17 protein-coding genes are annotated in these 13627 nt (G+C 62.5%); 11 read left to right on the forward strand and 6 right to left on the reverse strand.

What is annotated here, in order from left to right:
• Window positions 1-830, reverse strand: an 830-nt coding sequence (locus Q0L57_RS26775; protein WP_296746091.1) for a PAS domain S-box protein, incomplete at its 3' end; no start/stop codon positions are given.
• A 222-nt stretch (window positions 831-1052) separates the two neighbouring features.
• Here Q0L57_RS26775 and Q0L57_RS26780 point away from each other — a divergent pair.
• The 4 genes from Q0L57_RS26780 to Q0L57_RS26795 are packed head-to-tail and all read left to right on the forward strand — an operon-like array spanning window position 1053 to window position 4339.
• A complete protein-coding gene (locus Q0L57_RS26780; protein WP_296746092.1) occupies window positions 1053-1967 on the forward strand; it encodes an alpha/beta hydrolase in 915 nt (304 codons plus the stop codon).
• A gap of 46 nt (window positions 1968-2013) precedes the next feature.
• Window positions 2014-2622 (forward strand): hydrolase, encoded by a 609-nt coding sequence (locus Q0L57_RS26785; RefSeq protein ID WP_296746093.1) that lies wholly within the window; start codon window positions 2014-2016, stop codon window positions 2620-2622.
• 42 nt (window positions 2623-2664) lie between these two features.
• Window positions 2665-3531 (forward strand): alpha/beta hydrolase, encoded by an 867-nt coding sequence (locus Q0L57_RS26790; RefSeq protein WP_296746094.1) that lies wholly within the window; start codon window positions 2665-2667, stop codon window positions 3529-3531.
• 58 nt (window positions 3532-3589) lie between these two features.
• Complete coding sequence (locus Q0L57_RS26795) at window positions 3590-4339, forward strand: SDR family oxidoreductase (RefSeq protein WP_296746095.1); 750 nt, start codon at window positions 3590-3592, stop codon at window positions 4337-4339.
• Window positions 4340-4430: 91 nt separating this feature from the next.
• Here Q0L57_RS26795 and Q0L57_RS26800 read toward each other — a convergent pair whose 3' ends face one another.
• On the reverse strand, window positions 4431-5294 hold the full coding sequence (locus tag Q0L57_RS26800; RefSeq protein ID WP_296746096.1) for an alpha/beta hydrolase: 864 nt from the start codon (window positions 5292-5294) through the stop codon (window positions 4431-4433).
• Between the two features lie 148 nt (window positions 5295-5442).
• On the opposite strand from Q0L57_RS26800, the gene Q0L57_RS26805 reads away from it, so the two are divergent.
• The gene (locus Q0L57_RS26805) at window positions 5443-5883 is read left to right on the forward strand and encodes a MarR family transcriptional regulator (protein WP_296746098.1); all 441 of its coding nucleotides are present in this window, start codon (window positions 5443-5445) and stop codon (window positions 5881-5883) included.
• A 60-nt stretch (window positions 5884-5943) separates the two neighbouring features.
• Here the strand turns inward: Q0L57_RS26805 and msuE are convergent, their stop codons facing one another.
• The gene (gene msuE, locus Q0L57_RS26810) at window positions 5944-6501 is read right to left on the reverse strand and encodes an FMN reductase (protein WP_296746099.1); all 558 of its coding nucleotides are present in this window, start codon (window positions 6499-6501) and stop codon (window positions 5944-5946) included.
• Between the two features lie 395 nt (window positions 6502-6896).
• Between msuE and Q0L57_RS26815 the strand changes: the two genes are divergently transcribed.
• From Q0L57_RS26815 to ychF, 3 genes are all read left to right on the forward strand, one after another.
• Window positions 6897-7541: a 50S ribosomal protein L25/general stress protein Ctc gene (locus Q0L57_RS26815; protein ID WP_296746100.1), complete on the forward strand. Its 645-nt coding sequence runs from the start codon at window positions 6897-6899 to the stop codon at window positions 7539-7541.
• A 21-nt stretch (window positions 7542-7562) separates the two neighbouring features.
• A complete protein-coding gene (gene pth, locus Q0L57_RS26820; RefSeq protein ID WP_296746101.1) occupies window positions 7563-8285 on the forward strand; it encodes an aminoacyl-tRNA hydrolase in 723 nt (240 codons plus the stop codon).
• A 92-nt stretch (window positions 8286-8377) separates the two neighbouring features.
• Window positions 8378-9481, forward strand: a complete 1104-nt coding sequence (gene ychF / locus Q0L57_RS26825; protein WP_296746102.1) for a redox-regulated ATPase YchF — start codon at window positions 8378-8380, stop codon at window positions 9479-9481.
• 18 nt (window positions 9482-9499) lie between these two features.
• On the opposite strand, the gene Q0L57_RS26830 is transcribed toward ychF, so the two are convergent.
• A complete protein-coding gene (locus Q0L57_RS26830) occupies window positions 9500-10324 on the reverse strand; it encodes a DUF2478 domain-containing protein (protein WP_296746103.1) in 825 nt (274 codons plus the stop codon).
• Here Q0L57_RS26830 and corA point away from each other — a divergent pair.
• The 3 genes from corA to Q0L57_RS26845 all read left to right on the forward strand — a co-directional run bounded on the left by corA (window position 10299) and on the right by Q0L57_RS26845 (window position 12295).
• Entirely contained in the window at window positions 10299-11273 is a 975-nt protein-coding gene (gene corA / locus Q0L57_RS26835) for a magnesium/cobalt transporter CorA (RefSeq protein ID WP_296746104.1), read from the forward strand. The two genes, Q0L57_RS26830 and corA, sit on opposite strands and share 26 nt — an antisense overlap.
• 93 nt (window positions 11274-11366) lie before the next feature.
• Window positions 11367-11828: a MaoC family dehydratase gene (locus Q0L57_RS26840; protein WP_296746105.1), complete on the forward strand. Its 462-nt coding sequence runs from the start codon at window positions 11367-11369 to the stop codon at window positions 11826-11828.
• Window positions 11825-12295 carry a MaoC family dehydratase gene (locus Q0L57_RS26845; RefSeq protein ID WP_296746106.1) on the forward strand — a complete coding sequence of 157 codons (471 nt, stop codon included), beginning with the start codon at window positions 11825-11827 and terminating at the stop codon, window positions 12293-12295. Before Q0L57_RS26840 ends, Q0L57_RS26845 begins: the two co-directional genes overlap by 4 nt.
• A 39-nt stretch (window positions 12296-12334) precedes the next feature.
• Here Q0L57_RS26845 and Q0L57_RS26850 read toward each other — a convergent pair whose 3' ends face one another.
• Entirely contained in the window at window positions 12335-12880 is a 546-nt protein-coding gene (locus Q0L57_RS26850) for an adenine phosphoribosyltransferase (RefSeq protein WP_296746107.1), read from the reverse strand.
• Window positions 12881-13121: 241 nt separating this feature from the next.
• Window positions 13122-13627, reverse strand: a 506-nt coding sequence (locus Q0L57_RS26855) for a cytochrome c1 (protein ID WP_296746108.1), incomplete at its 5' end; no start/stop codon positions are given.

The following is a 13627-nucleotide window of genomic DNA, read 5'->3' on the forward strand; positions in this document are numbered from 1 at the left end:
GTGCGAAAGACCTCCGGCCATGGCCAGCGCTCTTCCATCGGCAGCCACATGTCCATGCCCGTGAATCGAGGATCGGCGCCGGTCGCCATGTGACCGTCCTCGAAGACGAAATCGATGCCGATCATCCCGCTTCCCGGGTCCCGACGCCAGACGCTGACGCTATGGGCGCCGAATTGCTCGGCGACGATGCGCAACAAATGCTCTACCGATTTGTTGGGCTCCGGCTCCATTGCCAGCGCGTCGAGCGTGCTTTTGAGAGCCTCGACCTGGCCGCGCGCCAGTTTCCCGGAGGCGCTCAGCGCCTGCTCGACGCGCTTGCGCTCTTCGATGTCGGTGTTCGTCCCGTACCACCGGATCACCGCGCCCGCCTCATCGAGCAGAGGCGCGCAGCGAAACAGGAACCAGCGATACTCGCCGTCGAAGCGGCGCATCCGCGCCTCGTGTTCATCCGCGCGCGCGGATTGGATGGTTCTGCGCCAATGCTCCACAAGGCCGGCAAGATCATCTGGATGAATGACATTCACCCAGTTCCAGCCCAACGCCTCCTCCATGGTGAGGCCGGTGTAGGCGCACCATTGAGTGTTCAGAAACTCGGCCGATCCATCCGCCCGGCAGAACCAGGTCAGCCCCGGTATCGTGTCGATCGCGAGGCGAAACCTCGCCTCCCACTGCCGAAGGTCGGCGTAGATGCGGAGCGTCTCGTTTTCCTCGCCGAGCCGGATCGAGAGCTTCTGGCTTGCATCGAGATCGCTCCTCAGCCGAGCCAGTTCCTGTTCGAGCAGTTCCTGCTGCTCGCCCGGGCCGTCGGTGATTCCCGTGCCGGTTTCCATGATGCTTCCCCAATCGCGGGAGCAGCCTACCACCCCCGGTTTCGCAGACGGAACGAAAATCCTTCTGGTGGCGCCGGCCGCGCGACAAAAGGCTCGCTTCGTACAATCCAGGTCAGATTTGGGCAATTCGACTGCGCGGCAGGTCCGTATTCTCCCCTTTGCTGCGGCCCGGCACGCGCCGGCGACCGCAAGGCCCGGTCGCTCAAAATTCAGGAGAGAAACATGCGCAAGGTGGTGATGGCTGTATTGGGTTTGCTTCTCGTTACAGTGCCGGCCACGGCGCGCATCGTGCCCTTCCCATCCGAATTCAAGACGCAGTCCATCGAGACCAACGGAACAAGCCTTTATGTTCGCGTCGGCGGCAAGGGGCCAGCCGTCCTCCTGCTGCATGGTTTCGGCGACACTGGCGACATGTGGGCGCCGCTTGCCGCCAAGCTGATGAAGGATCATACGGTGATCGTGCCGGACCTGCGCGGCATGGGGCTGTCGGCCCATCCAGACACCGGCTATACCAAGAAGAACCAGGCGCTCGACCTCGCCGGCATCCTCGATCATCTGAAAATCGACAAGGTCGACCTCGTTACACACGACATCGGCAACATGGTCGGCTACGCCTTCGTCGCCCAGTATCGCGACCGCGTCACCCGCTGGGCCGTGATCGACGCGCCGTTGCCCGGCATCGGCGACTGGGACAACATCATCCGCCTGCCGCTGCTGTGGCACTTCAACTTCCGTGGTCCCGATATGGAGCGGCTGGTCGCGGGCCGAGAGCGCATCTATCTCGACCGTTTCTGGAACGAGCTTTCAGCCAATCCCAAGCACATCGATGAAGCGACGCGCGAGCACTACGCCAAGCTCTACGCCCGTCCGCATGCCATGCACGACGCGTTCGAACAGTTCGCCGCCTTCAACCAGGATGCAGCCGACAACAAGGAGTTTCTCGCAAAAGGCGGCAAGCTCGCCATGCCTGTCCTGGCTCTTGGCGGGGACAAATCCTTCGGCACCGCGCAAGCCGACGACCTGCGCTTCGTCGCCACCGACGTTTCGGCCGGTATCATCCCTGACTCCGGACATTGGATCATGGACGAAAACCCGGACGTCACGATCAAACTCGTCACGGATTTCCTCGCCAAATAATTGCCGGCTCACGAGGTCGCGCACTGAAACCCGATGGGAGAGACCCATGGTAAGTCAACCGACACGCAATCCAGTCCAGGACCACCTTTTGACGCCCAGCAACTGCGCAGTGCTGATCATCGACTACCAGCCGGTCCAGGTGACGTCCGTGGCGTCGACGGACCGGCGGACCCTGGTCGCCAACATCGTTGCGCTGGCGAAGACTGCAAAGCTCTATGACGTCCCGGTGGTGTTGACGACGGTGAACGTCAACACCGGCCGCAACCAGCCCATCATCCATCAGCTGCACGACCTTTTCCCCACCGTCGAACCGATCGACCGCACAGCGATCAATGCATGGGAAGACAGCGATTTTGTCGACGCCGTGAGGGCGACCGGTCGAAAGAAGCTCGTCATGGCCGCCCTCTGGACCGAAGTGTGCCTGGCCTTTCCCGCGCTCGATGCGCTGCGTGAGGGTTTCGAGGTCTATGCCGTCATCGACGCCGTCGGCGGCACCTCTGTCGAGGCGCATCAGGCTGGGCTCCAGCGCATCGCACAGGCGGGAGGAGTGCCCGTAAGCTGGGTTCAGTTCGCCTGCGAGCTCCAGCGCGACTGGCTGCGCGAGAAAACGGTGCCCGGCTTCGCCGAAATCGTCTTCGCGGTCGAAGGGCATTGAACCAGCAATCCCCCCTCCACTGCCAACCGCGCAAGCCTCGGCTTGCATCGCGACAGGAGAAGAAAATTGAACCAGCAAGTCCTTAACCCCGTCGAGGACCACTTCGAAGGTGCTGGCGGCCTGCAGATTGCTTTTCGCTCATGGCGTCCATCCGGCAAGCCGCGTGGTGTCGTTGTCATCGTCCCCGGTTTCAACTCGCACAGCGGCTACTATGGCTGGGTGGCCGGGCAGCTCGTGACTGACGGTCTGGCCGTCTATGCCGTCGACCTGCGTGGACGTGGCAAATCGGACGGCGAGCGCTTTTACGTCGACAGCTTCGACGACTATGTCGGTGATGTCTCAGGCGTCGTGGAGATCGCCAAATCGCGGGAATCGGGCCTGCCGGTCTTCCTTCTGGGCCATAGCGCCGGGGGAGTCGTCGCCTGCCTCTACGCGCTGGACAACCAGGCCGGGCTGAAAGGTCTGGTCTGCGAGAGCTTTGCCTTCCAGGTGCCCGCGCCCGACTTCGCCCTGGCCGTGCTCAAGGGGCTCAGCCACATTGCTCCGCACGCGCATGTCCTGCATCTGAAGAACGAAGACTTCTCCCGCGACCCGGCCATCGTCGAAGCGATGAACGCCGACCCGCTCATCGCCCACGAAACCCAGCCCACAAAGACCGTGGCTGCAATGGTTCGCGCCGATGAAACGCTCAAGAAGAAGTTCTCGTTGATAACTTTGCCCGTGCTCATTTTGCACGGCACCGCCGACAAGGCGACGAGACCAAGCGGCAGCCAGTTTTTCTACGACGTTACCGGCTCCGACGACAAAACCCTGAAGTTCTACGAGGGCTACGTCCACGACCTTCTCAACGACAGCGGCAAGGAGGTCGTCATTGCTGACATCAGAAAATGGATCGGCGCGCATCTGTAAGCGGAGTTTGGGCGGTCAGGGCCATGCCCGACCACTCGGTGGATAAAGGCAGTTTGCGATGTCGAGATTGAAGGGCAAGGCCACGCTGATTACCGGTGGCACCAGCGGGATTGGCCTGGCGACGGCCCGCCGCTTCATCGAGGAAGGCGCCCGTGTCGCGATCACCGGAACCAGCGCCGCTCGTCTGGAAGAAGCCCGGGCCACCCTGGGCGGTGATGTGCTCGCCATCACCGCCGATGCCGGGGACGTGGCGGCGCAGGATGGGATCGCGCAACAGATAGGCGCAACGTTTGGCAAGCTCGATGCCGTCTTCCTGAACGCCGGCATTGCCGATCTGCGCCCGCTCGCCGACTGGACCGATGCGGCCTTTGACCGGAGCATCGATGTCGACCTCAAGGGCCCGTACTTCCTCGTGAAGGCGCTCGTCCCGCTGCTCTCGAACTCGTCATCCATCGTTCTCAGCGGCTCGGTCAATGCGCATATGGGAATGGCCGCAACACACGTCTATTCGCTGGCGAAAGCCGGCATGATCTCGCTGGCGCGCACGCTTTCGGGCGAACTGATAGGACGCGGCATCCGCGCCAACGTGATCAGCCCCGGTCCGATCGACACGCCGCTCAACGACAAGCTGGGGCTCGATCCGGAAGCATCGAGGGCACGCGCCAAAGCGGTGGTCGGGCTGGTGCCTGCCGGCCGGTTCGGAACGGCCGAGGAGATCGCCAACGCGGTGGTGTTCCTCGCTTCGGACGAATGCCGTTTCATGGTCGGATCGGAGATGCTGATCGACGGCGGCATGAGTATCGTGTGAAGCAGGCCGATTGACTGCGCGCCTGGTTGTGAGGCCGTCCTCCCGAAAGCACCCGCCCTAGGCGGGTGCCTTCATGTTTCGACAAGCGAATTCAGGCCTTGAAGAAGGCCAGCAGGTCGGCGTTGATGATTTCGGCATGGGTCGTGGCCATGCCATGCGGCAGACCCTTGTAGACCTTCAACTCGCCCTTCTTGAGCAGCTTGATCGTCAGCAGTGCCGAATCCGCGATCGGCACGATCTGGTCGTCATCGCCATGCATGACCAGAACCGGCACCTCGATCTTCTTCAGATCCTCGGTGAAGTCCGTCTCCGAAAACGCCTTGATGCAGTCGTAGTGCGCCTTGGTGCCGCCCATCATGCCCCGGCGCCACCAGTTGTCGATGACCCCCTGTGACACTTCGGCGCCCGGGCGATTGAAGCCGTAGAACGGGCCTGCGGGAACGTCGCGGAAGAACTGCGCGCGATTGGCCGCCTGGGCGGAGCGGAAGCCGTCGAACACCTCGATCGGCAGGCCGCCGGGGTTGGCCGCGGTCTTGAGCATGATCGGCGGAACCGCGCCGATCAGCACCGCCTTGGCTACGCGACCACCGGAGCCATATTGCGCGACATAGCGCGCCACTTCGCCGCCGCCGGTCGAATGCCCGACATGGATGGCGTTCTTGAGGTTTAGATGCGCGGCGAGCGCCGCGACGTCGGCGGCGTAGGTGTCCATCTCATTGCCGATATCCGTCTGCGTCGAGCGGCCGTGACCACGACGGTCATGTGCGATGACCCGGTAGCCCTTGGAGAGGAAGAACAGCATCTGGGCGTCCCAGTCGTCGCTGCTCAACGGCCATCCATGGTGGAAGACGATCGGCTGACCGGTCCCCCAGTCCTTGTAGAAGATCTGCGTTCCGTCCTTCGTGGTGATCGTGCCGCTGCCCGAGCCGGCCTTTGCGTGCGAAGCCTCAGTCATTTGCAATCTCCCTTCATTTGATACCGCAATAATCGTTATCGCGATAATTAGATGCGTAGCGTAATCAACAACCTTTGTCCACGATGATATGTATCGCGATATCATTTCTTATGGTAAAGATGACGCAACGCAGGAAAGGAATTCCGTCGTGCCGTTTCCGCTGGACAATCAGCTATGCTTCGCCCTCTACGCCACCAGCATGGCGATCAACCGCACCTACAAGCCCATGCTCGACGAGATGGGGATCACCTATCCGCAATATCTGGTGCTCAATGCGCTTGGCGAGGCTGACGGCATGTCGGTCGGGACCATCGCGCGTCGGCTGGCGCTGGAATCGAGCACCGTGACGCCGCTGGTCAAGCGGATGGAACAGGCCGGACTGGTGACCCGCCAGCGCAGCCACGCCGACGAACGCCAGGTGCAGGTCGACCTCACCACGGCCGGCCGGACCTTGCTGACACAGTGCAATTGCCTCGGCGAGACGCTGATCGAGCGTTCGGGGATGAGTTTGGCCGAGATCGATGCGCTGACCCGAAAGGTCTGGGCGTTGCGCGATGCGCTGGGCAGCGACCAGCCCACCGACGCCTGATCGCCGGACACGATCCGGGCTCAGTGCAGGCCGAATTCGCGCAGCAATTCCTCGCGATAGTTAGGCGGCAAGGCCGACATTGCGGGTCGCACCGACGACGTTCGAAACCTCGGCGACCGCCTGGCGGGCACGAACATGGATCGCTTCCGACACCAGCGCGCCGTCGGCAAAATCCTTATCGGAAGCGTAGATAGCGGACGGCATGGTCAACGCTTCGAAGAAGCCGAAGAGTGGCCTGAGTTGGTGCTCGACGATCAGCGAATGGCGCTCGCCGCCTCCGGTCGCGGCGATGATGACCGGCTTTCCGCGCAGCGAAGCAGGGTCAAGCAGGTCGAACAAGTGCTTGAAGAGCCCGGTGTAACTGCCCTTGAAGGTCGGCGATCCCGCCACCAGCACATCAGCGCCTGTCAATTGAGTGACGATATTGCGCGCCGCCGGATCGAGATCCGAGATGCGCCGGGCCGACGGGAAAGACGAGCCAAGGTCCTCGATGTCGAATATGGCTGAGGACGCTCCGATGCGGCCCGCCACCTCGCCGGCGATGTGGGTGATGAATGCCTTGGTCTTCGACGGGCGGGTCAGGTTGCCTGATACCCCCACCACCAGCTTCTTCGTCATCCGGCTCTCCTCGCGATTTGTTTATTAAGACTACTGATTTTATAGAATTAAAATGAGCGAGAAGATTTCAAAACGAAGCCAATCGGGAGATTGGGTTTGCTCCGCGTGCCCGTTGGTTGGTCCGAAGAATGCGGAGTTGCAGCCAAGCCTGCCCTATAAAGCATGCTCGCCAATCGTTGGGCGGCTATATTGCAGCCGCTTGCACCTGCGGCGGCCTTCCGCTATAGAGCCGCCACCCGCGTAGACACCCTTGGAGGCAACGCGGAGGAAGGCCGGCTAGGCCTGCATGATCACCAAGACGATCTGGACGGATTGTGCAAGGCCATGACGGCTTTCGACGTTTACGGATGAGCCAGCTCGCCGCGAACGCTCCACAACACGCGAAAGGAAATGCCATGAGCCACGATACTTACGAGCTCAAGGCCGAAGCGCGCGAACAGGTCGGTAAGGGGTCCGCCCGTGCAGTTCGCCGCGACGGTAAAGTGCCTGCAGTTATTTATGGCGACAAGCAGCCTCCCCTGGCGATCGCCCTGAACTACAAGGAAGTCTTCTACAAGATCCACGGCGGCGGGTTCCTGACCACTGTCGCCACGATCGACATCGACGGCAAGAAGATCCAGGTTCTGCCTAAGGACTTCCAGCTCGACCCGGTCAAGGACTTCCCGATGCATGTCGACTTCCTGCGCATCGGCAAGGACACCGAGGTCAATGTCGACGTGCCCGTCCACTTCATCAACGAGGACAAGTCGCCCGGCATCAAGCGCGGCGGCGTGCTCAACATCGTTCGCCATGAAGTCGAGTTCCACTGCCCGGCCAACGCGATCCCGGAATTCATCACCGTCGATCTCACGGGCGCTGAAATCGGCGACTCGATCCACATCTCGGCGGTCAAGCTGCCGGCCGGCGTCAAGCCGGTGATCTCCGATCGCGACTTCACCATCGCGACCATCGCCGGTTCTGCGGCGATGAAGCCGGAGACGGAAGAGACCACTGAGGCGGCTACGGCCGAAGCGGCGGCCCCTGCCGCCGAAGAGAAGTAATTTCTCCGCCCGGAGACGACGATGCTTGTCTTTGCAGGCCTCGGCAATCCGGGCGCGCAATATCAGAACAACCGGCACAATGTCGGCTTCATGGCGGCGGACGCGATTGCCCGCCGCCATTCCTTTTCGCCCTGGTCGAGGAAATTCCAGGGTCTGATTTCGGAAGGCTCGCTCGGCGGCGAGAAGATCCTTTTGATCAAGCCGCAGACCTTCATGAATCTCTCCGGCCAGTCGGTCGGCGAAGCGCTGCGCTTCTACAAGCTCGACCCTTCCGCGCTCACCGTTTTCTACGACGAGATCGACCTTGCCGCCGGTAAGGTGCGGGTCAAGGTCGGCGGCGGTTCCGGCGGCCATAACGGCATCCGCTCGCTCGACCAGCATGTCGGCAAGGAGTATCGGCGCGTGCGCATCGGCGTCGGTCACCCGGGCGTCAAGGAGATGGTGCACGGCCATGTGCTCGGCGACTTTGCCAAGGCCGACCGCGAATGGCTGGATGTGCTGCTCGATGCGATCGCCGACGATGCCGGATTGCTCGCCAAGGGCGACGACAATTCCTTCATGAACCGGATAACGCTGACGCTGCGTGAGAAGCTCGTGCCCACCGGCGATGACGACCGCCCGCGACCCAAGGCTCCCAAGCAACAGAGCCACATCCGGCAGGCCCGCCCCCAACAACAACCCGCCAAGCTGCCCGAAACCGGGCCGATGGCCGCCATGCTGAAGAAGCTCTTCGGCAAGGACTGAGTGCCGGGCCCGGCGCCACGGGGCTTGACGATCATCGGCCCTATCGCCCATAGCCCTGATCAAATTTCGAACTCCCGATAGGACCGGACAAGATGGGTTTCAAATGTGGCATCGTTGGCTTGCCCAACGTCGGCAAGTCGACGCTGTTCAACGCGTTGACCAGGACGGCCGCGGCGCAGGCCGCCAACTATCCTTTCTGCACGATCGAGCCGAACACCGGCGAGGTGGCGGTCCCTGATCCTCGTCTGCAGAAGATCGCGGCGATCGCCAAGTCGAAGGAGATCATCCCGACGCGCATCTCCTTCGTCGACATCGCCGGCCTGGTTCGTGGCGCCTCGAAGGGTGAAGGGCTGGGCAACCAGTTCCTCGCCAACATCCGTGAGGTCGACGCCATCGTGCACGTGCTGCGTTGCTTCGAGGATGACGACATCACCCATGTCGAGGGGCGTATCGACCCCGTCGCCGACGCCGAGACCGTCGAGACCGAGCTGATGCTCGCCGACCTTGAGAGCCTCGAGCGCCGCATCGCGCAGATCAGGAAGCGCGCCGCCGGCAAGGACAAGGAAGCGACCACAGTGCTGCCGATGATGGAAGCAGCGCTCGAACTGCTGCAGGCCGGCAAGCCGACCCGCATCCTGCTCAAGGGCATCTCGGCCGAGGACCTGCGCATCCTGCAGGGGCTGAACCTCTTGACCTCGCACCCCGTTCTCTATGTCTGTAACGTCGCCGAGGCCGACGCAGCAACCGGCAACGCGCACACGCAAGCCGTGGAAAAGATGGCCGCTGCGCAGGGTGCCCGCACCGTCGTCATTTCGGCAGCCATCGAGGCCGAAGTCGCCCAACTCTCGGACGACGAGGAAATGGAGTTCCTGTCCTCGCTCGGCCTAGACGAGCCAGGCCTCAACAAGGTGATCCGCGCCGGCTACGAGCTGTTGCAACTCATCACCTATTTCACTGCCGGCCCGAAGGAAACGCGCGCCTGGACCATCCACAAGGGCGACAAGGCGCCCCAGGCCGCTGGCGTCATCCACACCGACTTCGAGCGCGGCTTCATCCGCGCCCAGACCATTTCCTACAACGACTTCGTCACGCTGGGCGGCGAAGTGGCGGCCAAGGAAGCGGGCAAGGCGCGCGACGAAGGCAAGGAATATGTCGTCCAGGACGGCGACGTCATGCTGTTCAAGTTCAACACTTGACGGGATAAGTGCCGGTCCTCAATTGGACGGCGCCAGACTTCGCGTGTGGCGGTCGCAGAAGCGATCGCGGACATTCCATTTCCATGCCTCGATCGAGGCGCGGTCAGGGCCGATGAAAGATGCTTCAGGCGCGAAGCGCTGCCACGCATAGTGATGTTTCGGCGCAACCGAGGTCAACACGGGCTTGTCCAGCCTGATGGCAAGCTCGAAGGCTTCGTGCAGGCCGCTGCCCACTGCCTCGACTTTGCCAAATTTGCTCAACACGACGAGATCGCTCGTCGCAATGCGGTCAACGACGCTGGCGCAGGCATTGACCACGCCAAGCTCGTCAAGGGTGCACGAAGTGTGGGCCGGCGGCTCGTCCAGATACATTGCGAAGATGTTGCCCGTTTCGACATTCCGCAAAAGGCCGGAACTGCATGAGCGGCCTGTCAGGCCGTGCGCTTCTTCCACAAGGCCGCACACCTTCAGCCCCGCGCGCTGCCAGTCCAAAACAGCCGCGGCCAGGAGCTTCTGGATCACCGTACTTTCCGCGCCCACGATCGCCGCGATCAGCTTTCCGGTCATTTCTTCGCCTATGCCGTTCAATGCCTTCGTCAGGATAACATGACGCACGATCGCGCCGATTTTGCGCAATCGTCCAAAATTTTGAAAGTCTTTTAAATCGGCATGCCGTGTCGACCATCTCGGCGGCGCCGAAGAGGCTGCCTTGACCTTGCAAAACGGCAGGGCTAATCGGCTTGCGATAGTGCTGCCCCACTCAATCCGAAATCGCGAGTTCCGATCCGGAACGCATAGAGCAAGGGAGACCCCGGCGATGATCAAAGCCTTCGTCGTGGACAATGATCGCCTGCGCCTCACCGACGATTTCGCGGCGGACGGCGAAAGGATCGTCTGGGCCGACCTTTTCAACCCGACGAAGGAGGAAGAAGCCACCATCGAAAGCTGGCTGGGCATTGCCATCCCGACGCGCGAGGAGATGGAGGAGATCGAGATATCGAGCCGCCTCTATGTCGAGGACGGCGGCTACTTCATGACCGCGGTGCTGCCGGCCCAGACCGAAGCTGATGACCCATTGATGTCGCCGGTGACATTCGCGCTTGCCGGCAACAGGCTGATCACCATCCGTTATCATGAGCCCAAGGCCTTCAAGACCTTCCCGCTGCGGGCCGAGAAGGTAGCGACGGGCTGCACCAGCGGCGACACCATCCTGATCGGGCTGCTGGAAGCAATCGTCGACCGCCTGGCCGACATCCTCGAGCGCGCCGGCCGCGACGTTGAGGCGATCTCGCGCGACATCTTCGAGGCCCGCTCGACCAAGGCGTCGAAGCGCAACCGGGATTTCCAGGAACTGCTGAAAGGCATCGGCCGCAAGGAGGACATCGCCTCCTCTGTCCGCGACAGCCTGACCTCGCTGCAGCGCCTCGCCGGCTTCCTGGCCCACGTCTCGACCCAGACCAAGATGAGCAAGGATGTGCGCGCCCGCATCAAGACGCTGTCGCGCGACGTGCTCTCGCTCGCGGACCACGCCACCTTCCTGTCGCAGAAGATCTCGTTCTTGCTCGATGCCACGCTCGGCATGATCTCGATCGAGCAGAACGCCATCATCAAGATCTTCTCGGTCGCCGCCGTCATCTTCCTGCCGCCGACGCTGGTCGCCTCGATATACGGCATGAATTTCGACATCATCCCCGAGCTGAAGTGGCATTTCGGTTACCCCTTCGCGATCGGCCTGATGGTCGCCTCGGCGATCGTCCCTTATTGGTATTTCCGCCGCCGCGGCTGGCTCTGACGGCATCTGGCTTACCAGAAAGGACTTGACCAAATTGGCTTGGGCCGGCATCCGGGTTGCCCGACCCTTGGAATTTCAACCGGATTAGCGACCATGACCGGAAAGACCTGGGCCTATGAGGATTTCGTCGAAGGCGCTTCGCTCGACCTCGGCAGCAAGGACGTAAGCGCCGCCGAGATCGTCGAATTCGCCGGCGAGTTCGACCCGCAGCCGATGCATCTCGACGAGGAGGCCGGCAAGGCAAGCATCCTGGGCGGGCTTTCCGCTTCGGGCTGGCACACCTGCGCGATGTTCATGCGCATGCTATGCGACGCCTTCCTGCTCGATTCGACCTCGCAAGGCTCGCCCGGCATCGAGCATGTGAAATGGAAGAAGCCGGTGCTGGCCGGCGACCGGCTCACCGGCAAGGTCACCATCCTTTCCAAGCGCCAGTCCAGATCCAGGCCCCAGTTGGGTCTCATCACCATGCGCAGCGAGTTGTTCAACCAGCGCGGCGAATGCGTCTTCGAACTTGAGAACACCGGCATGTTCCTGACCCGTGAGGCCGCCGCGTGACCCTCGACGAGTTCTTCCTGATCGGCGAAACCGTCACGCTCGGCTCGCACAAATTCGAGCCGGACGAGATCAAGGCCTTCGCCCGCAAATACGACCCGCAGGTCTTCCATGTCGATGAAGACGCGGCAAAGAAGAGCGTGCTTGGCGGGCTCTGCGCCTCCGGCTGGCACACCGCCGCCACCTGGATGAAGTACAACCTCGCCAAGCGCATGGAGACCGAGGGCGTGCGCTGGACCGGTCCTGGACCTCAGCCGGAATTCGGCCCCTCGCCAGGCTTCCGCAACCTGAAATGGCTGAAGCCGGTCTATGCCGGAGAAACGGTAACCTTCACGCGCACCGCGCTGGCGCACCGCCCGCTCGCGGGGCGTCCCGGCTGGAACCTGCTCACGCTGAGATCGGAAGGTTTTGACTCGACCGGCGACAAGGTCATCGAGTTCGACAGCGCCGTGCTGGTGAAGGTGGTGTAGCGCCTTTTCCTTCTCCCCTTGCGGGAAAGGGAGAGCGCCTCAATGTCCCTCGAATCCGATCAGCGTCCGCACCGGCACGCCGAGCGCCTCGAGCTTCTTGCGCCCGCCGAGATCAGGTAGGTCGATGACGAAGCAGGCGGCGACGATGTCGGCGCCGATCTGCCTGAGCAGCTTCACCGCCGCCTCCGCCGTGCCGCCCGTGGCGATCAGGTCGTCGACCAGGATCACCTTCTCGCCGGGCGAAACGCCATCCTTGTGCATCTCCATCTCGTCCAGCCCGTATTCGAGGCTGTAGGCGACACGCACGGTCTCGTAGGGCAGCTTGCCCTTCTTGCGGATCGGCACGAAGCCGGCCGAAAGCTGATGCGCAACCGCGCCGCCGAGGATGAAACCGCGCGCCTCGATGCCGGCGATCTTGTCGATCTTCAGCCCGGCATAGGGATGTACCAGCTCGTCGATGGCGCGACGGAAAGCGCGCGCGTCGCCGAGCAGTGTGGTGATGTCGCGAAACAGTATGCCGGGCCTCGGGTAATCCGGAATGGTGCGGATCGAGGCGAGCAGCGCGTCTTCGAGCGAGGGTTTCATAAGATGAGGCTTTCCGCGAGTCGGGCTGTCGGCACAAGCGAGTCGGCGCAGATCGCCGCGACGCAACCAATAAGGGCTACCGCGGCGCGGCGCCTGAGACAAGCGCATCCGGCAAAGGATTGGCAGCGCCTTCAGCGCTGCGCGTTCAAATCAGAGCTACCAAGATATGCGCTGTCCTGTCGCCCGGGAAACGAAAAGGGCGCCTCGCGGGCGCCCTTCAAAACCTTGCTTCGATGGCGGATCAGTGCGCCACGTCGGCCCATACCCTGCGCTTGGTGAGATAGACCAGCGTGCCGAAAATCAGCAGGAACGCCAGCACGTTGAAGCCGGTATGCTTGCGGGCTTCCATGTGCGGCTCGGCCGCCCATGCCAGGAAGCTCGCGACGTCGCGGGCATACTGGTCGACTGTCTGCGGCGCGCCGTCGTCGTAAGTCACCTGGCCGTCGGAAAGCGGCTTCGGCATCTTCAGCGACACGCCGGACATGAAATACGGATTGTAGTGCGTACCCTCCGGGATGACCATGCCGGCCGGCGGCGTCTGGTCGTAACCGGTCAGCAGCGAATGAATGTAGTCCGGGCCGCCCGCGTCATACTGGGTGAAGATGTCGAAGACAAACTGCGGGAAGCCGCGCTCGACGCCGCGCGCCTTGGCGAGCAGCGACATGTCGGGCGGAGCGGCGCCGCCATTGGCAGCTGCCGCGGCCTCTACGTTCGGGAACGGCGCCGGGAAATGGTCCGACGGCTTGC

Origin of the sequence: Mesorhizobium sp., assembly GCF_024509055.1 — a bacterium.
Taxonomy (GTDB): domain Bacteria; phylum Pseudomonadota; class Alphaproteobacteria; order Rhizobiales; family Rhizobiaceae; genus Mesorhizobium.

Excerpts from the sequence above, each read along its gene's own strand:
- Q0L57_RS26840 (WP_296746105.1), top strand. The coding sequence starts at position 11,367 with ATGACCGGAAAGACCTGGGCCTATGAGGATTTCGTCGAAGGCGCTTCG.
- msuE (WP_296746099.1), bottom strand. The coding sequence starts at position 6,501 with ATGACGAAGAAGCTGGTGGTGGGGGTATCAGGCAACCTGACCCGCCCG.
- Q0L57_RS26850 (WP_296746107.1), bottom strand. The coding sequence starts at position 12,880 with ATGAAACCCTCGCTCGAAGACGCGCTGCTCGCCTCGATCCGCACCATT.
- pth (WP_296746101.1), top strand. The coding sequence starts at position 7,563 with ATGCTTGTCTTTGCAGGCCTCGGCAATCCGGGCGCGCAATATCAGAAC.
- Q0L57_RS26785 (WP_296746093.1), top strand. The coding sequence starts at position 2,014 with ATGGTAAGTCAACCGACACGCAATCCAGTCCAGGACCACCTTTTGACG.
- Q0L57_RS26780 (WP_296746092.1), top strand. The coding sequence starts at position 1,053 with ATGCGCAAGGTGGTGATGGCTGTATTGGGTTTGCTTCTCGTTACAGTG.
- Q0L57_RS26795 (WP_296746095.1), top strand. The coding sequence starts at position 3,590 with ATGTCGAGATTGAAGGGCAAGGCCACGCTGATTACCGGTGGCACCAGC.
- ychF (WP_296746102.1), top strand. The coding sequence starts at position 8,378 with ATGGGTTTCAAATGTGGCATCGTTGGCTTGCCCAACGTCGGCAAGTCG.
- Q0L57_RS26800 (WP_296746096.1), bottom strand. The coding sequence starts at position 5,294 with ATGACTGAGGCTTCGCACGCAAAGGCCGGCTCGGGCAGCGGCACGATC.
- corA (WP_296746104.1), top strand. The coding sequence starts at position 10,299 with ATGATCAAAGCCTTCGTCGTGGACAATGATCGCCTGCGCCTCACCGAC.
- Q0L57_RS26815 (WP_296746100.1), top strand. The coding sequence starts at position 6,897 with ATGAGCCACGATACTTACGAGCTCAAGGCCGAAGCGCGCGAACAGGTC.